Below are 16,012 nucleotides of genomic sequence, written 5' to 3'. Positions count from 1 at the left end.
GGTGAAAGGAGCCGGCCCCGTCCCCGGGCCGGCTCCGCCATTTCTGGCGGAGACTCGAAAACCAATCAGCCTGCGGTAGGCTGGAAGATCCCAATCTCATTCAGTCGAATCGTCCCGCCTTCCCACGCACGGAAGATCGAGGCACTATAGCCCGTTGGTTTTCGCCTTCTGGATCACGGCCATGTTGGAAATCCCGGAAGACCGATGCGAGCGCCATCGCCTGTTCAAGGCTATCGACGATGCCTTCAAGGCCGGCGACTTCGAGGGCCTCGGCGTGGCGTTGGGCGGCTCTTCCCGCTGGTTCGACGAGCGCATGCCGTTCGAGCTCGGCCTCGGGCATCCGCTGGAATATGCGATCTATTGGAGCCCCGTCGGCTTCATCTCGACCTTGCTCGATGCGGGCTCGGATCCGAATTACAGGGATCATGGCGGGTTTCCGTCCATCATTGCGGCGCTGTCCACCGATCGCGCCGATAGGCTGGACATCGTGCGGGTGCTGATCGAAGCTGGCGCCGACCCCAACATGCGGGGCGTCAACGACTGGACGCCGCTGCACTATTCGGTGGCCATCCGCAGTGTCGATGCGATCGGCCTGCTTTTGGCGGCGGGCGCCGACCCGGTGCTCGAAACCCGCATCGATGACTACAGGACCGCGATCGAGGAAGCCGAGATTGCCGGCTTTGAAGGCGGTGCTTCCTTGCTGCGCGATGCGATGGCCGGGCGCAACTGACGGACAGTGAGTTGGGGCGCGACGAAACCACCGCCAGCAAATGCCAGGCTGACCTCAGACCTTCTTCAACCCCGCCTGGAAGCGCTTGCCGTTGGCAACGTAGTGCGCCGCCGAACCGCGCAACCTTGCAACGGCCGCGTCGTCCAGCACCCTGATCGCCTTGGCAGGCGAGCCGACGATCAGCGAATTGTCCGGGAATTCCTTGCCTTCGGTGACCAGCGCGCCGGCGCCAACCAGAGAATTTCTGCCGATTTTCGCGCCGTTCAGCACGATGGCGCCCATGCCGATCAGGCTGTTGTCACCGATCGTGCAGCCATGCAGCAAGGCGCGGTGGCCGATCGTGCAGCCTTCCCCGATCGTCAGCGGGAAGCCGGGATCGGTGTGCATGACAGTATGTTCCTGCACATTGGTGTCGGCGCCGATGACGATGGGCTCATTGTCGCCGCGGATGACGGCGCCGAACCAGAAGCCGGCATTGCGTCCGACCCTGACGTCGCCGATCAGCGTCGCATCGGGCGCGATCCAGTTCGAATCCGCATCGGCGAAGCTGGGCTCTGTTCCATCGATCGCATAAAGCGGCATTTCTGGTCTCCGAATCGTCTCAGCCTGGCAGCTCGGACCCTAGGAGACGGACCGTCCATGAGGCAATGGCAAGCACGACGACGCCCAGCGCCAAGGTCCACGCAATTGCCGTGCAGCCGCAGGACATCAGCGCCAACGTTGAAATGCGGCGCTGACGCCGGGCATCGATGGCATCATTGACCAGCATGAAGGGTCCGGCACAGGCCGTGGCGAGCAGCGAGCGCAAGACATGTGACGGCGACACATAGGGTTCGGTGAAGGCGACCTTGCGGCCCGACACCAGTTCCATAGCCGATCCGGCCAGCCCGCAGGCCGTCAACCCGACGGCAAAAGCAAAGAGTGTGAGTTCCAGCGGTCCCATCTTAACTTTCCATTTACCATGAAATTGCACAGTCGTTCCACGCAGGCTGCAAGAGCCGTGCCGTACGATGTGTGCCGCCCAGGGACACTGGAGGCGGACGGGCGGCCCGAGATCCGAGGACTGAGATGAAGCAGGCAGCGCTCGCCAACGAACTCACCGTGGTCGATTCCACGCTGATGAAGCGGGTGCTCTACGGATTCGCGGCGCTGGCCCTGCTTTCAGCAGCGATCAGCCTTGCAGGCAAATGGTTTGGCCATTCGATCGCCATGGCCGGATACACCGACGACGCAACGATGCACCAGGTGGTGATCGGCAACAATGTCATCACGGTCCCGGCCAACGCCATCCGTTTCGCCCAGGCCCGGCGCGACGGCATCGCCTCGCGGCTCGACCTCTATCTGCGCTATCCCCAGATGGACGGCTACAGCGAGGCCGCGCGGGATGATTTCAACCATACGGGGACAGCCAAAAGCATCGTCTTCCTGTCCTTCGAACAGCAGATGATGTCGCGTGACATGAGTGGCCGCTTCGCGCCGATCTACAGCGCGTTGATCACCCAACCCGGCATTGCCGGACCTGGCGGCACGATGATTTATGATTTTAACGAGAAATCAGGCTATCTGAACGAGGTGCTGGTTGTCGGCAATCGCCCCGGCAAGGAGCCGTTTGTGGCCCGTTGCCTGAGCGGACCGAGTGCCGACCAATCACTGGCGCCTTGCGAGCGCGACATCCAGGTCGGCGACCAACTCAGCCTCACCTATCGCTTCCCAAGGGAGTTTCTGGGCGATTGGCAGGCGCTCGACGCGGCAATCGCCACCGAAGCGGGGCGCGTTCTGAAGGCGGGACGCTAAGAACGCTTCAAGGGAACCGGCTGGCCGGCCGCATGGAGCCGACCGACCGCAAGATTTGCTGGCTCAGGCCAAATCGATGTCGAGAATTGCCATCGAAAAATTGTAGTCGCCGTCGTCCTCGTCCTTGAAGACGATGCCGAGGAATTCGTCGCCGACATAGACCTCGGCCGAATCGTCCTTGCGCGGCCGCGCCTTGACCTCGAGCTTGGGGTTCTGGAAGACGCGCTTGAAATAGGCGTCCAGCTTTCTGATTTCGTCCGGCTTCAACAGTCTTCTCCGATCATCGGGCTTGCTCGTTCGAACGCGCTTCTGGCACGTCGACAATGGCGATGTAAAGGCAAGCGGCCTGATAAGGCGAGACAACCGCCCGCTCCTGCCCGCGGCCGGAATCCGACAGCAGACGACGGCGCCGTGAAAATCAGATGTCGAAGCTGACGACCTGATCCATCGTCTGCGACGGCAGAAGCTGGTCCATCTGGCGCGACGGCTGATCGCAGCCGGTCTCGCCGACGACGCGGGCCGGCACGCCGGCAACTGTCTTGTTGTGCGGCACAGGCGACAGCACCACCGAGCCGGCGGCTATCTTCGAGCAATGGCCGATTTCGATGTTGCCGAGGATCTTGGCGCCGGCGCCGATCAGCACGCCGTAGCGGATCTTGGGGTGGCGGTCGCCACCGGCCTTGCCGGTGCCGCCCAGCGTCACGCCATGCAGGATCGACACGTCATCCTCGATGACAGCGGTCTCGCCGACCACGAGGCCGGTGGCATGGTCGATGAAGATGCCCTTGCCGATGCGGGCGGCCGGGTTGATGTCGGTCTGGAACACCGAAGACGAGCGGCTCTGCAGGTAGAGCGCGAAATCCTTGCGCCCCTGATTCCACAGCCAATGCGCCAGCCGATGGGTCTGGATGGCGTGGAAACCCTTGAAATAGAGCACAGGCATGATGAAGCGATCGCAAGCCGGATCGCGATCGTAATAGGCCTGGATGTCGACACGCACCGTCGTCGGCCACTCCTTGTCGTCGGCCAGCATGGACTTGAAGGTCTGGCGGATGAGGTCGGAGCCGATGTCCTGGTGCGCCAGCCGCTCGGCCAGCCGGTGAATGACTGCTTCTTCCAGGCTGTCCTGGTTGAGGATGGTCGAATAGAGGAATGCAGCGAGCAGCGGGTCGCGGTTGACAGCCTCCATGGCCTCGTCGCGGATCGAACGCCAGATCGGATCGACCGGCTTCAATGCGCTGTGTCGGGAAATGCTGATGCTGTTCATCGCCGTCTCGTCCTGCGTCCTGCCTGGCTTGCCTGTTGTGCCTGTTGCCAAGCCGCACATATAAGCCAGATCATAGCACGATTGAACTCAATTTTCCTTAGTGCTTTGTCAAATGGATTTGGTTCGCGGGAATTCAAGCAGCCATGGAAAACGAACCCTTGATCGACGACGCGCTGAAAAGCGAGCTTTCGGCTCTCTACCGGGCGCCAGGCCGCCACTATCATAACCTTTCCCATATCGAGGCAATGCTGGCGCTCGCTGGCGACTGTCGAGAATTGCTCGGCGACCCCGAGGCGATCGAAGCGGCGATCTGGTTCCACGATGCCATCTACGACAGCAAGGCCAAGGACAATGAGGCGCAAAGTGCGGCCCTTGCCGAGAAAAAGCTGGCGGGCCGCGCAAATCCTTCACGCCTTAACCGCATCTCGGCAATGATCGTCGCCACCGCCACGCACCAGGTGCCGCCGTTCGAAGACGCGGCGGCCACACGGGACGCAAGTCTTTTCCTGGATATGGACCTGTCGATCCTGGGAGCCGCGCCGGACGCCTTCGACGCCTATGAGCGCGCCGTGCGGCGCGAGTATCACTGGGTGGAGGAGCCGATGTGGCGAGCCGGACGCAGTGCGGTCTTGAAGAGCTTCCTCGCCCGCCCGCATATCTTCCACACTGAAGAGTTTCGCCAGCGCTGCGAACCGCAGGCCAGGGAAAACATGACGCGGTCATTGCAGGCCCTGCAAAGCCCTTTGTGATCTTCGCCGGTGGCGCGCTTGCATGTCGCCCTATCCGGCCACGGGCGTTGCATCGAACAATGCACCGAGAAACGCCTGAACAAGCGAGCGCTGGGCGTCGGTCTTGCGATAGGCGACGCGGTGTATGGAACTGAACGAATAGGCCCTTGGCTTGATGGCCCGCATGTCTCCGGCCGCGACCCAGGGATCGGCAAAATGGCACGGCAGAAAGCCGATGAAGTTGCCCGACAGGATCAGCATCAACTGCGCTTCCATGTGCACGACCGATGCACTCGCCTTGGGATGGCCGACCAGGTAGAGGTCGTCGAAATGTCGATAGCTGCGCACCGAGAACCGCGCGGCATCGACGGCGCCTTGATCGATCCTTGAATCGGGCATCGCAAAGAGCGGATGCCGGCGGCCGCAATAGAGAAGATGCGGTTCGCCGCAATAGTCGCGATAGACAACCCCAGGCGCTTTCTGCGACAGCGGCCCGATGACAACGTCGCGACCGCCATCGGCAACTTGTTGCTCGAGTTCGGACGGCGTACCCACCGAAAGGTCGATGAAGACGTCGGAATCGGGCCCCATGAAGCGGCTGAGCGCGTGCTGGATACCCAGTTCGCCACTGGTGAAGACCCCATCCGACGTGCCGACCCGCAAGCGGCCCGACAGGCTGCCGCTGGCTGCATTGATGCGATGTCCGAAATCGTCAAGGTCGCGGAACAGCCTCTGCGCCGCATCGTAGGTTGCCTGTCCAACCTCGGTCAGGCGGAATTGCTTGCGCCCGCGATGGCAGAGTTGGGCACCGATGCGTTTCTCCAGCTCCGCCAGATGCGTGCTCAGCGTCGGCTGTGACAGGTTGAGCGTGATTTGCGCAGCGGCGAACCCGCCTGAATCGGCCAGCGCCACGAAAACGCGCAGCAGGCGGATATCGATATTGTCCAGCCGGCGCATGCCATTCCCCATGATGCACAGAACGATACATCGATGTTATTCGATGTATCGTTCTAAATAAACTCATTTACATCAATGTCAGAAATCGCGAGCCTGTACGGAACAAAATTGGGGAACAATCATGAAACCGTTACTCGGCACCGCCTTGTCCGCAGCCCTGCTGCTCGCCAGTTCGCAGCTCGCCCTCAGCGCCGACCAGATCCGCATCCTGGCGCCGACATGGCTGGGATTTGCGCCTGTCCATATCGCCAGCGACCTTGGCTGCTTCACCGCCAAGGGCCTTGATGTCAGCATCAAGTTCGAGGATGACCTGACCAACGTCATGGCGGCGATGGCGCGCGGCAACATCGAGATGCAGATGCGCTCGGTCGGCGAATATCAGGGCCGCCCGCGCGACGCCTCGACGCCCGGCATCATCATCGGCACGATCGACGAATCCGTCGGTGGCGACGGCGTCATCACCGATGACAAGATCAAGTCGGTTGCCGATCTCAAGGGCAAGGTTGTCGCGGCCGAGCCCAACATCCCCTCGCGCCTGCTGTTGCAGATGGAGCTGAAGCAGGCGGGCCTGTCGCTGAAGGATCTGCAGATCAAGGACATCGCGACGGCCGATACGGGTGCGGTTTTCGTCGATGAATCGATCGCGGCGATCGCGACCTACGAACCGTTCATGTCGCAGGCGCTGAAGGCCTCGACCCGCACCGGTGCCCGCATGCTGATCTCGTCCAAGGATCATCGCGGCATCATCATCGACGCGATCATCGCCCGCAACGACGACTTCAAGGCGAACCCCGACAAATACGCAAAATTCCTCGGCTGCATCTATGAGGCGGTCGATTTCATCAAGGCCGAGCCGGAAAAATTCGCCGACATGGCGTCCAAGCATTTCGGCCTGACGCCTGCCGAAGTGACCGACATCGTCAACTCCAGCCTGTCCTACACGACGCTTGCAGAATCCCTGGCCTACATGGGCAAGCCGGGAGAAAAAGGCACGTTGCACGGGATATTCGACACGGTGATGGATCTAAACCTGGAGAACGGCGCCGCCGACAACAGACTGGTGGCGGCCGACCAGATCGACAATTCGGCGATCAACAAGATCCCGGCGAAATAGCGGGCGCGCGGCCGGGCCGGCAGCTTGTCTCGGCTGTCGGCAGCGATGTCATTCCGGCTCGCGCCGGTGACGGCCGTTCTTTCGATCATCCGGGGATAATGATTTGTTCAGCAGCCTGTTCGTCTTCCGCGGTCGCGGATCGCCGATGCTGGAGTTCGCCGTCAGTGTCGCTGCGGCTGCGCTCGTTATTGCCCTGTGGGAGCTGGCGGCGCGCGCGGGCATCATCGCGCCGCAGTTCCTGCCGTCGCCGAGCCGCGTCGTCGTCGCGCTGTGGACGATGCTGACCGAGCAGAACCTGCTCTGGCACGTAGCGGTCTCGACCACCCGTGTCTGGATCGCGTTCCTGCTGGCCGCCGTCATGGCGATCCCGATCGGCATCATGATGAGCAGCTACCGGATCGTCGGCGCCGCCCTGGAGCCGATGATCGATTTCATCCGCTACCTGCCGGTCCCCGCACTCGTGCCGCTGTCCATCATCTGGTTCGGCGTCGGCGAGGAGACCAAGATCTTCCTGCTCTGGCTGGGGACGTTCTTCCAGCTCGTGCTGCTCGTCGCCGACGACATGCGGCGCGTGCCGCAGGAGTTCGTCGAGGTCGCGCGCACCGTCGGCGCCAATTCGAGGCAAGTCATGGTCGACGTCGCCCTGCGCTGGATGGGGCCGACGCTGCTCGACAATCTGCGCATCACGCTCGGCTGGTGCTGGACCTATCTGATCATCGCCGAGATCGTCGCCGCCGATTCCGGCATCGGCTACGTGATCTGGACGGCCCGGCGCTTCGTCAAGACGCCTGAGGTCATGGCCGGCGTCGTCGTCATCGGGCTGATCGGCCTTGTCACCGACCAGCTTTTGCGCCTGCTTCACCGCCGGCTGTTCCGGTATCTGTGAGGAGCATGACATGACCGGATATGTTCAATTCGTCGACACGGCCAAGTCCTTCGGCCCCGTCGATGTCGTGCGAAACACCAGTCTTGGCCTCGAGCGCAATTCGCTGGTCGTTTTTCTCGGCCCATCGGGCTGCGGCAAGACCACCTTGATGCGCATGGTCGGTGGCCTCGACGAACCGAGTTCGGGCTCGATCCTGCTTGGCGGGGAAAAGGTGGTCAGGCCGGACCGTCGGCGCGGCATGGTGTTCCAGTCCTATTCGTCGTTTCCCTGGCTGACTGTCAAAAACAACATTGCCTTCGGCATGCGCTACAGGAAGGACCTTGGTGCCACCGAAAGAGCCGAGCGTATCAGCCATTATCTCAAGCTGTTCGGGCTCGCAGACTTTGCCGACTCCTATCCAAACCGTATCTCGGGAGGCATGCGCCAGCGCGTGGCCATAGCCCGCACGCTCGCCGCGGGTTCGGACGTGCTGTTGATGGACGAGCCCTTCGGCGCGCTCGACGCGCTGACGCGCGAGCGGCTTCAGGTCGAGCTGCGGCAGATCCAGATCCGCGAGGAAAAGACCATCATCTTCGTCACCCACGACGTCGAAGAAGCCGTATTTCTCGCCGACCGGATCATCCTGTTCTCGCGCCGTCCAGCCTCGATCGTCGCCGATATCGACGTGGCGGCAGAGCTTGGCCCGGACCGGCCGCTGGAGATTCGCGAAACCCAGAAATTCTTCGAGCTGCGCAACAAGGTCCTGCATCTGATCCGCAACGAAACCGGAGTGGTCGTATGAGCCTCTCCTTTTCCGGAAAGACGGTCGTGATCACCGGAGCGAGCCGAGGCATCGGGCTCGGCATCGCCAAGGGCTTCGCCCAGGCCGGCGCCAGCCTGCACCTCATTGCCAACGACGCGGCCGTGCACGAACGGGCCCACGACTTGGGCGCCACAGGCACGGAGGCCGACATCGCCGACCGCGAGGCGGTCGGCGCGGCCCTCGAACCGATCTCCCGGATCGACGTGCTCATCAACAATGCCGGCCTCGAGCTGATGACGCCGATCACCGACAGCAGCGACGAGGCCGAAGCCGCCTTCCGGCGCATCATCGAGATCAACGTCATCGGCACGGCGCTTGTCACCGCGCGCGCCTTGCCGCGCATGCAGGCGGGCGCTTCGATCATCAACACCGCCTCGATCTGGGGCCGCGTCGCCGAAGCGCGGTTCGGCGCCTACGTCGCCTCCAAGCACGCCATCATCGGCCTGACGAAAACCTGGGCCAAGGAACTTGGATCGAGGGGCATCCGCGTCAATGCGGTCTGTCCGGGATGGGTCCGCACGGAAGCATCGATGCGCTCGCTTGGCCGGATGGCCGAGCAAGGCGCCGTCAGTGAAGCAGCACTGCTCGAAGACATCGTTGGCGCGCAAGCCCTGCCCGGCCTGATGGAGCCGGCCGACATGGCCGGCACCTATCTGTTCCTGGCGTCGGATCTCGCGGCCAACATCACCGGGCAGTCGCTCGGCGTCGACAGGGGAGAAGTGCCTTGGTAACTCCATTGCACGGAAAACGCGCGCTGGTCACCGGTGCGGCCAGCGGCATCGGCCGCGCGACCGCGCTCGCCTTACGGGACGCCGGAGCCATGGTTCTCGGCTTCGATCTCAAGGCATCTGAAGGCGATATCCCGATCCTTGCCTGCGACCTTGCCAATGAGGCCGACATCATTGCCGCGGTCAAGCAGGGCGCGCAACGGATCGGCGGCTACGACATCCTGGTCAACAATGCCGGCATCCTGCAGGAAGCACCGCTTGGCGCGATTTCGCTCGACCATGTCGACCGCATGTTTGCCGTCAATGTGCGCGGCGCCATCATCGTGTCGCGGGAAGTCCTGCCGTACCTTCCCGATGGCGGCCGCATCATCAACATCGCCTCCGAGCTTGCCTATCTCGGCCGGGCGAGCGCCTCGGTCTATTGCGCGACCAAGGCCGCATTGCTCGGCCTGACCCGATCCTGGGCGCGCGAACTTGCGCCTCGCATACTGGTCAACGCCGTGGCGCCGGGGCCAACCGACACGCCGCTTCTCGGTTTCGAGGCGCTGAACGAGAGCCAGCGCGCGCTTGAAACAACACACCCGCTGGGGCGGATCGGCCGCCCGGATGAGATAGCCTCCGCGGTGGTCTTCCTTGCCGGCCCCGGCGCCACCTTCTTCACCGGACAATGCCTGGGCGCCAATGGTGGCGCGGCGATGCTTTGAAACGAGATGATCATGAAAGACCGAGTTTTCCTCGCTGAACTGCCATGGCCCGAAGCCGAGAAGCGGATCGCCGGCGGCGCTCCCATCTTCCTGCCGCTCGGCTCGACCGAACAGCACGGCCACCACATGGCGATGAACGTCGATGTTGTGCTTCCCACCGCCATCGCCGAGACGGTGGCGAAGCAGGTTGGCGGCCTCGTCGCGCCGACCATTGCCTACGGCAACCGCTCGCAGCCGAGAACAGGCGGCGGCCCGGCCTTCCCCGGCACGATCAACATCACGGCGCATACGTTTTCGCTGCTGGTCAAGGATGTGATCTGCGATCTCTATCGCCAGAAGGTCCGGCGCATCGTCGTCCTCAACGGCCACTACGAGAACATCGGCCCGTCGATCGAAGGCATCGAACTGGCGCTCGACGCCATCGGCCGCGAGCGTGCGGCGGATCTGACGATCCTGCGCATCGATCATTGGGAAATGGTGCGCACAGAGACGCTGGCGAAAGTGTTCCCCGACGGTTATCCCGGCATCGAGCTGGAACATGCGAGCGTCATCGAAACCTCGATGATGCTGGCGCTGCGTCCCGAGCTCGTCGACCTCGGCAAGGCACTGCATGACGGCCCGGCGCAGTTCAGGCCATATGATCGCTATCCCAAGCCGGCAGAGGAAGTGCCGCCATCCGGCGTGCTGTCGCTGACCGAGGGCTCATCGGCCGAAAAAGGCCGGTGGCTGCTCGACGACTGCGAGACCCGCATTGCGGAAATCGTCAAACGCGAATTCTTCTGAGGTGCCGACACCATGAGCAGCAATTTCTTCCAGCCGATCGACGCCTCCGCCGTGCCTCGCTTCGCCGGACTTTCGACCTTCATGAGACTGCCGGCCGTGGCAAGCGCGGAAGGGCTCGACATCGCGCTCGTCGGCATACCGTGGGACGGCGGCACCACCAATCGAGCCGGTGCGCGGCATGGCCCGCGCGAGATCCGCAACCAGTCGAGCCTGATGCGACGCGCCCATCACGTCTCGGGGACCGAGCCATTCAGCATCGCCAATGTCGCCGATGTCGGCGATCTCTCGGTCAATCCGATCAACCTGCTGGACGGGCTGAAGCGCATCGAGGACGGCATCGCGGCGATCGTGGCAGTGGGCGCCATTCCGCTTGCAGCGGGCGGCGATCATCTGACGACGTTACCGGTGTTGCGCGCCGTAGCCCGCAAGGCGCCCGTCGGCATGATCCATTTCGACGCGCACTCCGACACCAATGACCGTTATTTTGGCGACAATCCCTATACGCATGGCACGCCGTTCCGCCGCGCCATCGAAGAGAGACTGCTCGATCCCAAGCGCGTCGTCCAGATCGGCATCCGCGGCTCGATATACGAACCCGGCGAACATGACTGGGCGGTCGCTCAGGGCATCCGTATCATCTACATGGAGGAGTTCGTCAGGCGAGGCGCGGCCAGCGTCATGGAAGAGGCGCGCGGCATCGTTGGAAACAATCCTGTTTATGTCACCTTCGACATCGACTGCATCGACCCATCGATGGCCCCCGGGACCGGTACGCCCGAGTTAGGCGGCTTCACCACCCGCGAGGCCCAGGAAATGGTCCGCCTGCTCGATGGATTGACCATTGTAGGCGCCGACGTCGTGGAGGTGGCGCCGCCTTTCGACCTAGGTGGAATGACGGCGCTCGCCGGCGCGACGATGATGTTCGAGCTGCTGTGCGTGATGGCGAAGTCGGTTCAAGCAGCGAGAGCGCCGGACTGAGCACAAGTATCAAATCCGCCTGATGCATCGCCGTCCGCTCAAAGCGGATTCTCGGCATAGAACTCCAGCACGCGCTGCTTGAAGGTCTTGTCCCCGACGGCCAGCATATGATCCCGGCCATCGATGTGAAAGGCGCTGGCGTTCGGCATCAACGCTGCAAGCTCATCGGGCGAGCCGCCAATGTCGTCGGTCGTTCCGACGGCGACAAGCGTCGGCTGGGCGATGCGGGCGATATCCTGCTCGCTCAGCAATTCGCGCGATTTGGCGATGCAAGCGGCCAAGGCACGGCGATCGCTGCGGGTCTGGTCGGCGAAGGCGCGAAACGACCGGCCGCGCGGATGGCTGGTGGCGGCCGGATCATCGGCAAGCAGGGCGGCGGCGATCGGATCCCAATCGCCGACACCGTCGACCATGCCGATGCCGAGACCGCCGAAGACCAGCGTCGCCACCTTGTCCGGATCGGACAGCGCCATGAATGCCGCGATGCGCGCACCCATCGAATAGCCCATGACATGAGCGCGCTCGATGCCGAGATGGCCGAGCAAGGCGGCGGCATCGGAAGCCATCTTGACCGGCGTGTAGTCGGCCTCCTCATAGCTCTTCGACGACGAGCCGTGGCCGCGATTGTCGAAGGCGATGGCGCGGTAGCCGGCACCGTTCAGCGTCTTGAACCAGCCGGGCGACACCCAGTTGACATAATGGCTCGAGGCGAAGCCATGGATCATCAGCACCGGATCGCCCTCGCCCGATTCCGGCTGGCGGTCGAGGAAGGCAAGGTCGAAGCCGTCATGGGTGAAAAACTGCATCTGCGATCCCGCCTGCGTGCTCAACCGCCACCGCCATTGGGCGCATCGCCATTGTCGGCTGGTGGCATGCCGGGGCCGGATACCGTGCCCACGGCCGGATGGCGCAAAAGGTCGCCATACTCGATGCCGTTCCTGGCGGCGGTGCCGGCCTTGAGCTCGAGCACGAAGCGCACCGGTACACCGGGCGAAATGACGGCGTCCGATTGCGGCTCGCCGTGCTTGACCGCCCGGATCTTGCCATCCTGGCCGACGAAAATCAGATCGAGCGGCATTGGCGTGTTGTGCATCCAGAAGCCGACCTGCTGCTGGACCTCGAAGACGAACAGCATGCCGTGGTTGTCCGCCATGTCCTGGCGGTACATCAAGCCGGCCTCGCGCTCCGCGGCGGTGTCGGCGACTTCGATGGAAAAAGAGCGATCACCGCCTTTCGTCACCACGACCAATGGCGTCGGATCGGCCGGAAGGATCATCGCCCGGCTGTCCGCCGAGGTCGGCTTTTCGGAATAGAAGTAACCACCGGCGGCGGCGATGAAGGCAATCGCGCACATCGCGCCCGCGGTCAGCCAGTTCCTGTAAGCCATTCGAAATCCTCGGCCGGAAACGCCCTAGTGCGAGACCGGCAAGGTCCCCATATCGGGGTGAATTTCGGCGGCCATAAGGCCTTTGTCGCCGCGTCCGAAACGAACCAGCACGACCTGCCCCGGCCGAAGCTCGGTGATACCGTAGCGGCGCAAGGTCTCCATATGGACGAAGATGTCCTCGGTGCCCTCGCCGCGGGTGAGAAAACCAAACCCCTTGGTGCGGTTGAACCATTTCACCAGGGCGCGTTCGAGACCGCTCTCAGGCGTCACCGCGACATGGGTGCGCTGCTCCTGCATCTCGGCCGGGTGGACCGCGGTGGTGACGTCCATAGAGAGCACCCGGAAGGCCTGCAATCCGCGGTCGCCATGTTTGACGCGGCAGACCACGCGTGCGCCCTCCAGGGCCGTCTGAAAGCCATCCCTTCGAAGACATGTCACATGGAGGAGGATATCGCCGGAAATGCCGTCATCCGGCAAAATGAAACCATAGCCCTTGGCCACATCGAACCACTTGATGGCGCCGGCTATTTCGAGCAAGTCCGCGGCATCGCCGCCTTCGTCACGCTGCAAGGCGTCGCCGAGGGGTCCGTCCCGCCCCGTCAAAGAGGCCTTTTCCCCCATAAGAATGCCCCCTTTTTTCAAGAACACCGCAACTGATTCTTGCCAACAGATTAACACTGCGGCTTCCGGTCTGTGCAAGACCTGCCGTGCCTTTTTTCACGGTTCATTTGGGCAATACCGGATTTGTTCTTTGCCGGCATTGCGCACCGCCGCACGATTGCCCTTTGACAGGGCCGACCCTATGTTGCGCCGCAACGCAATTTATCGAGGAAATCACATGCGCTATCTGCACACCATGATCCGCGTCACCGACGTCGATGCCTCGCTCGACTTCTACTGCAACAAGCTCGGCCTCAAGGAAGTGCGCCGCTACGAAAACGAGCAAGGCCGCTTCACGCTGATCTTCCTCGCGGCCTCCGAAGACGAGCAAAGCGGCATCGCCGACAAGGCACCGCTGGTCGAACTGACCTACAATTGGGATCCGGAAGACTACAAGGGCGGACGCAATTTCGGCCACCTCGCCTACGAGGTCGACGATATCTACGCCACCTGCCAGCACCTGATGGACAATGGCGTCATCATCAACCGGCCGCCGCGCGACGGCAACATGGCTTTCGTCAAGTCGCCGGACGGCATCTCGATCGAGCTTCTGCAGAAAGGCCCGGCCAAGGCCAAGGCGGAGCCCTGGGCTTCGATGGCGAACACCGGAAGCTGGTAGCCGATCACGCTGTCTTGAGCGGACAATACCAGGCTGACGGCCCAGTACCGTTTGGTTTTTCAGGGGCGGCGCCTATCTGTCTGGCTGAGGCGCCAGGCTTGGGCCGGCGCCCAGCCATGCAACAGGCGCTTGCCCAGGAGAATTCATGCCGACCAGCCATGCCGACGTCACCACCGAACATGCCAGCCGCTACCTGCAGCAGCTGTGCAAGCACTGGGCGCACAAATTCCCGGTCGAGTTCGATCCCACCCACGGCACCATCGATCTCTCAATGGGCCGTACCGTCATGGATGCCGATGCGGCGACACTGCATATCACGGTGTCGACTGACGAAGCAGGATCGATCGAGCGCCTGGAAGGCGTTGTCGCCGATCACATCAAGCGCTTTGCTTTCCGCGAAGAACTGACCTTCGACTGGAAATCCGCTCCGGCAGCTTAGGCGGCGACTTACTTCCCACCGGCCGGAGCGGCCATCTCCAGCAGCGCCTGCACCGAGCGCCAGTTGCGCGCGGTACCCGGCACTTTCAGCGTGCGCGGGATCAGCCCGGCAAACACCGATTTGCCCAGCCCGTCCGGCGCGTGCAAGTAGAGCACATCGCCCTTGATCTCGAAGCGTTCGGGGCCGGTGCACTTTTCGGTCAGTCGCGCCACCTCGTCCGCTGTCGGCTCGCGCTCCAGCACATAGGCATGCAGCTTGGTATGGTCCCCGGCAACTTCCGGGTAAGGGTTTTCGTTCACCAGCCGCTCGAACCAGGAAAGATCGCGCACCATGATGCGCGAATAAAAACCCCATTTCTTCTCGAAGGCTGCTTCGATCTGTTTCGCCAGTGTCGCTGCGTCGCCCTTCTTCGCCCGGAACACGGCATTGCCGCTCTGCACGTAGGTGGCGACATCGGAAAAGCCGAGATCCTCGAAGAACGACCGCAGCTCCGCCATTTTGACGATGCGGTTGCCGCCGACATTGATGCCGGAAAACAGCGCGACGAAGATTTTTCCTGCCTCCTTGCCGCTCATATGATGAAACCGGCCAATGTCTCGTTGTCGGTGATGTCCTGATACTGGACGCCCTCGGCCTCGAACTTCGCCTTGAGCAGATCGAAATTGCGGCGGTCCTTGGTTTCGATGCCGATCAGCACCGAACCGAAATTGCGCGCCGATTTCTTCAGATATTCGAAACGGGCGATGTCGTCGTCGGGCCCGAGCAGTTCGAGGAAGTCTCGCAGCGCGCCGGGCCGCTGCGGAAAGCGGATGATGAAGTATTTCTTCAGCCCCTCGAAGCGCAGCGCCCGTTCCTTTACGTCCGGCAGCCGCTCGAAATCGAAATTGCCGCCCGAAACCACGGCAACGATGGTCTTGCCCCTGATCTCCTTCTTGGAGAAATCCTTGAGCGCATCGATCGCCAGCGCGCCAGCCGGCTCCAGCACGACGCCTTCGACGTTGAGCATTTCGATCATGGTGGCGCAGAGCCGGTTTTCCGGGATCAGCCGCACCGTTTCGGCCGGAAAATCCTTGAGATGACGCAACGGCTCGCGGCCGATCTCGGCCACCGCGGCGCCATCGACGAAATTGTCGACCTTGGCGAGCTTGAGCCGTTTTCCCGCCGCAAGACTTTCGCGCAGGCTCGGCGCGCCTGCCGGTTCGCAGAAGACGAAGCGTGCTTCCCTGCCCTGATCGGCGAAATAATGGGTGACGCCCGCGGCAAGTCCGCCACCGCCGACCGGGAGCATGACGATATCGGGCATGCGGGCGCCCGGCATCTGGTCCGCGATCTCGTAGGCGACGGTTGCCTGGCCCTCAATAATGTCCTTGTGATCGAAGGGCGGCACCATATGGGCGCCGGAACTGCCGGTGAATTCCAGGGCCGCGCGATAGCAG

Annotated in this window: 22 protein-coding genes; 12 read left to right on the top strand and 10 right to left on the bottom strand. The window is 62.7% G+C overall.

What is annotated here, in order from left to right:
• Nucleotides 1-181: 181 nt before the first annotated feature.
• The gene (locus EOC06_RS16510; RefSeq protein WP_127332114.1) at nt 182-730 is read left to right on the top strand and encodes an ankyrin repeat domain-containing protein; all 549 of its coding nucleotides are present in this window, start codon (nt 182-184) and stop codon (nt 728-730) included.
• A gap of 54 nt (nt 731-784) precedes the next feature.
• Here EOC06_RS16510 and EOC06_RS16505 read toward each other — a convergent pair whose 3' ends face one another.
• Both EOC06_RS16505 and EOC06_RS16500 read right to left on the bottom strand, forming a co-directional pair.
• A complete protein-coding gene (locus EOC06_RS16505) occupies nt 785-1,312 on the bottom strand; it encodes a gamma carbonic anhydrase family protein (RefSeq protein ID WP_127332112.1) in 528 nt (175 codons plus the stop codon).
• A 19-nt stretch (nt 1,313-1,331) separates the two neighbouring features.
• The gene (locus tag EOC06_RS16500; protein ID WP_127291442.1) at nt 1,332-1,673 is read right to left on the bottom strand and encodes a hypothetical protein; all 342 of its coding nucleotides are present in this window, start codon (nt 1,671-1,673) and stop codon (nt 1,332-1,334) included.
• Between the two features lie 125 nt (nt 1,674-1,798).
• On the opposite strand from EOC06_RS16500, the gene EOC06_RS16495 reads away from it, so the two are divergent.
• On the top strand, nt 1,799-2,524 hold the full coding sequence (locus tag EOC06_RS16495; RefSeq protein WP_127332110.1) for a hypothetical protein: 726 nt from the start codon (nt 1,799-1,801) through the stop codon (nt 2,522-2,524).
• Between the two features lie 63 nt (nt 2,525-2,587).
• Here EOC06_RS16495 and EOC06_RS16490 read toward each other — a convergent pair whose 3' ends face one another.
• Both EOC06_RS16490 and cysE read right to left on the bottom strand, forming a co-directional pair.
• Nucleotides 2,588-2,791: a DUF3126 family protein gene (locus tag EOC06_RS16490; protein WP_013531334.1), complete on the bottom strand. Its 204-nt coding sequence runs from the start codon at nt 2,789-2,791 to the stop codon at nt 2,588-2,590.
• A 151-nt stretch (nt 2,792-2,942) separates the two neighbouring features.
• The gene (gene cysE / locus EOC06_RS16485; protein WP_013531333.1) at nt 2,943-3,791 is read right to left on the bottom strand and encodes a serine O-acetyltransferase; all 849 of its coding nucleotides are present in this window, start codon (nt 3,789-3,791) and stop codon (nt 2,943-2,945) included.
• Between the two features lie 143 nt (nt 3,792-3,934).
• Between cysE and EOC06_RS16480 the strand changes: the two genes are divergently transcribed.
• Nucleotides 3,935-4,540 carry a hypothetical protein gene (locus tag EOC06_RS16480; protein ID WP_128308274.1) on the top strand — a complete coding sequence of 202 codons (606 nt, stop codon included), beginning with the start codon at nt 3,935-3,937 and terminating at the stop codon, nt 4,538-4,540.
• Nucleotides 4,541-4,570: 30 nt separating this feature from the next.
• On the opposite strand, the gene EOC06_RS16475 is transcribed toward EOC06_RS16480, so the two are convergent.
• Complete coding sequence (locus EOC06_RS16475; RefSeq protein WP_127268139.1) at nt 4,571-5,476, bottom strand: LysR family transcriptional regulator; 906 nt, start codon at nt 5,474-5,476, stop codon at nt 4,571-4,573.
• A 121-nt stretch (nt 5,477-5,597) separates the two neighbouring features.
• Here EOC06_RS16475 and EOC06_RS16470 point away from each other — a divergent pair, with 121 nt between their 5' ends.
• The 7 genes from EOC06_RS16470 (at nt 5,598) to speB (ending at nt 11,471) form a co-directional block, all read left to right on the top strand.
• Entirely contained in the window at nt 5,598-6,590 is a 993-nt protein-coding gene (locus EOC06_RS16470; RefSeq protein ID WP_128308273.1) for an ABC transporter substrate-binding protein, read from the top strand.
• Nucleotides 6,591-6,693: 103 nt separating this feature from the next.
• Nucleotides 6,694-7,476, top strand: a complete 783-nt coding sequence (locus EOC06_RS16465; protein ID WP_245466500.1) for an ABC transporter permease — start codon at nt 6,694-6,696, stop codon at nt 7,474-7,476.
• Nucleotides 7,477-7,486: 10 nt separating this feature from the next.
• Complete coding sequence (locus EOC06_RS16460; protein ID WP_128308272.1) at nt 7,487-8,257, top strand: ABC transporter ATP-binding protein; 771 nt, start codon at nt 7,487-7,489, stop codon at nt 8,255-8,257.
• Nucleotides 8,254-9,009 (top strand): SDR family NAD(P)-dependent oxidoreductase, encoded by a 756-nt coding sequence (locus EOC06_RS16455; protein WP_128308271.1) that lies wholly within the window; start codon nt 8,254-8,256, stop codon nt 9,007-9,009. The genes EOC06_RS16460 and EOC06_RS16455 overlap by 4 nt, the downstream gene beginning before the upstream one ends.
• The gene (locus EOC06_RS16450; protein ID WP_128308270.1) at nt 9,003-9,710 is read left to right on the top strand and encodes an SDR family NAD(P)-dependent oxidoreductase; all 708 of its coding nucleotides are present in this window, start codon (nt 9,003-9,005) and stop codon (nt 9,708-9,710) included. The genes EOC06_RS16455 and EOC06_RS16450 overlap by 7 nt, the downstream gene beginning before the upstream one ends.
• Nucleotides 9,711-9,722: 12 nt before the next feature.
• Nucleotides 9,723-10,493: a creatininase gene (locus EOC06_RS16445; RefSeq protein ID WP_128308269.1), complete on the top strand. Its 771-nt coding sequence runs from the start codon at nt 9,723-9,725 to the stop codon at nt 10,491-10,493.
• 12 nt (nt 10,494-10,505) lie between these two features.
• Complete coding sequence (speB, locus tag EOC06_RS16440) at nt 10,506-11,471, top strand: agmatinase (RefSeq protein ID WP_128308268.1); 966 nt, start codon at nt 10,506-10,508, stop codon at nt 11,469-11,471.
• A gap of 38 nt (nt 11,472-11,509) precedes the next feature.
• On the opposite strand, the gene EOC06_RS16435 is transcribed toward speB, so the two are convergent.
• Genes EOC06_RS16435 through EOC06_RS16425 form a run of 3 tightly spaced genes read right to left on the bottom strand, consistent with a single transcriptional unit; the run spans nt 11,510 to nt 13,479 of the window.
• A complete protein-coding gene (locus EOC06_RS16435; protein ID WP_164898616.1) occupies nt 11,510-12,277 on the bottom strand; it encodes an alpha/beta fold hydrolase in 768 nt (255 codons plus the stop codon).
• A gap of 20 nt (nt 12,278-12,297) precedes the next feature.
• Nucleotides 12,298-12,858: a DUF192 domain-containing protein gene (locus tag EOC06_RS16430; protein WP_127382930.1), complete on the bottom strand. Its 561-nt coding sequence runs from the start codon at nt 12,856-12,858 to the stop codon at nt 12,298-12,300.
• Nucleotides 12,859-12,882: 24 nt separating this feature from the next.
• Nucleotides 12,883-13,479, bottom strand: a complete 597-nt coding sequence (locus tag EOC06_RS16425; protein ID WP_128308275.1) for a cold-shock protein — start codon at nt 13,477-13,479, stop codon at nt 12,883-12,885.
• A 217-nt stretch (nt 13,480-13,696) separates the two neighbouring features.
• On the opposite strand from EOC06_RS16425, the gene gloA reads away from it, so the two are divergent.
• Together gloA and EOC06_RS16415 are read left to right on the top strand one after the other, a co-directional pair.
• Nucleotides 13,697-14,137 carry a lactoylglutathione lyase gene (gloA, locus tag EOC06_RS16420; protein ID WP_127332092.1) on the top strand — a complete coding sequence of 147 codons (441 nt, stop codon included), beginning with the start codon at nt 13,697-13,699 and terminating at the stop codon, nt 14,135-14,137.
• Nucleotides 14,138-14,282: 145 nt separating this feature from the next.
• On the top strand, nt 14,283-14,576 hold the full coding sequence (locus EOC06_RS16415; protein WP_128308266.1) for a DUF2218 domain-containing protein: 294 nt from the start codon (nt 14,283-14,285) through the stop codon (nt 14,574-14,576).
• An 8-nt stretch (nt 14,577-14,584) separates the two neighbouring features.
• Here the strand turns inward: EOC06_RS16415 and EOC06_RS16410 are convergent, their stop codons facing one another.
• Both EOC06_RS16410 and EOC06_RS16405 read right to left on the bottom strand, forming a co-directional pair.
• Nucleotides 14,585-15,151, bottom strand: a complete 567-nt coding sequence (locus tag EOC06_RS16410; RefSeq protein WP_128308265.1) for a DUF1697 domain-containing protein — start codon at nt 15,149-15,151, stop codon at nt 14,585-14,587.
• Nucleotides 15,148-16,012: pyridoxal-phosphate dependent enzyme (locus EOC06_RS16405; RefSeq protein ID WP_128308264.1), on the bottom strand; the 865-nt coding region annotated here is incomplete at its 5' end. The genes EOC06_RS16410 and EOC06_RS16405, both read right to left, overlap by 4 nt.

It is taken from the genome of Mesorhizobium sp. M7A.F.Ca.MR.362.00.0.0 (genome assembly GCF_004023175.1).
Lineage (GTDB): Bacteria > Pseudomonadota > Alphaproteobacteria > Rhizobiales > Rhizobiaceae > Mesorhizobium.
Note: the sequence above shows the minus strand (reverse complement) of the source record. Positions and strands in the feature narration are given on the sequence as shown.

What these genes read in the sequence shown, in the direction of transcription:
- EOC06_RS16470 (WP_128308273.1), top strand. Translation starts at nt 5,598, where the DNA reads ATGAAACCGTTACTCGGCACCGCCTTGTCCGCAGCCCTGCTGCTCGCC.
- EOC06_RS16495 (WP_127332110.1), top strand. Translation starts at nt 1,799, where the DNA reads ATGAAGCAGGCAGCGCTCGCCAACGAACTCACCGTGGTCGATTCCACG.
- EOC06_RS16435 (WP_164898616.1), bottom strand. Translation starts at nt 12,277, where the DNA reads ATGCAGTTTTTCACCCATGACGGCTTCGACCTTGCCTTCCTCGACCGC.
- gloA (WP_127332092.1), top strand. Translation starts at nt 13,697, where the DNA reads ATGCGCTATCTGCACACCATGATCCGCGTCACCGACGTCGATGCCTCG.
- EOC06_RS16445 (WP_128308269.1), top strand. Translation starts at nt 9,723, where the DNA reads ATGAAAGACCGAGTTTTCCTCGCTGAACTGCCATGGCCCGAAGCCGAG.
- EOC06_RS16425 (WP_128308275.1), bottom strand. Translation starts at nt 13,479, where the DNA reads ATGGGGGAAAAGGCCTCTTTGACGGGGCGGGACGGACCCCTCGGCGAC.
- EOC06_RS16500 (WP_127291442.1), bottom strand. Translation starts at nt 1,673, where the DNA reads ATGGGACCGCTGGAACTCACACTCTTTGCTTTTGCCGTCGGGTTGACG.
- EOC06_RS16505 (WP_127332112.1), bottom strand. Translation starts at nt 1,312, where the DNA reads ATGCCGCTTTATGCGATCGATGGAACAGAGCCCAGCTTCGCCGATGCG.
- cysE (WP_013531333.1), bottom strand. Translation starts at nt 3,791, where the DNA reads ATGAACAGCATCAGCATTTCCCGACACAGCGCATTGAAGCCGGTCGAT.
- speB (WP_128308268.1), top strand. Translation starts at nt 10,506, where the DNA reads ATGAGCAGCAATTTCTTCCAGCCGATCGACGCCTCCGCCGTGCCTCGC.
- EOC06_RS16410 (WP_128308265.1), bottom strand. Translation starts at nt 15,151, where the DNA reads ATGAGCGGCAAGGAGGCAGGAAAAATCTTCGTCGCGCTGTTTTCCGGC.
- EOC06_RS16455 (WP_128308271.1), top strand. Translation starts at nt 8,254, where the DNA reads ATGAGCCTCTCCTTTTCCGGAAAGACGGTCGTGATCACCGGAGCGAGC.
- EOC06_RS16510 (WP_127332114.1), top strand. Translation starts at nt 182, where the DNA reads ATGTTGGAAATCCCGGAAGACCGATGCGAGCGCCATCGCCTGTTCAAG.
- EOC06_RS16430 (WP_127382930.1), bottom strand. Translation starts at nt 12,858, where the DNA reads ATGGCTTACAGGAACTGGCTGACCGCGGGCGCGATGTGCGCGATTGCC.
- EOC06_RS16415 (WP_128308266.1), top strand. Translation starts at nt 14,283, where the DNA reads ATGCCGACCAGCCATGCCGACGTCACCACCGAACATGCCAGCCGCTAC.
- EOC06_RS16480 (WP_128308274.1), top strand. Translation starts at nt 3,935, where the DNA reads ATGGAAAACGAACCCTTGATCGACGACGCGCTGAAAAGCGAGCTTTCG.
- EOC06_RS16475 (WP_127268139.1), bottom strand. Translation starts at nt 5,476, where the DNA reads ATGCGCCGGCTGGACAATATCGATATCCGCCTGCTGCGCGTTTTCGTG.
- EOC06_RS16460 (WP_128308272.1), top strand. Translation starts at nt 7,487, where the DNA reads ATGACCGGATATGTTCAATTCGTCGACACGGCCAAGTCCTTCGGCCCC.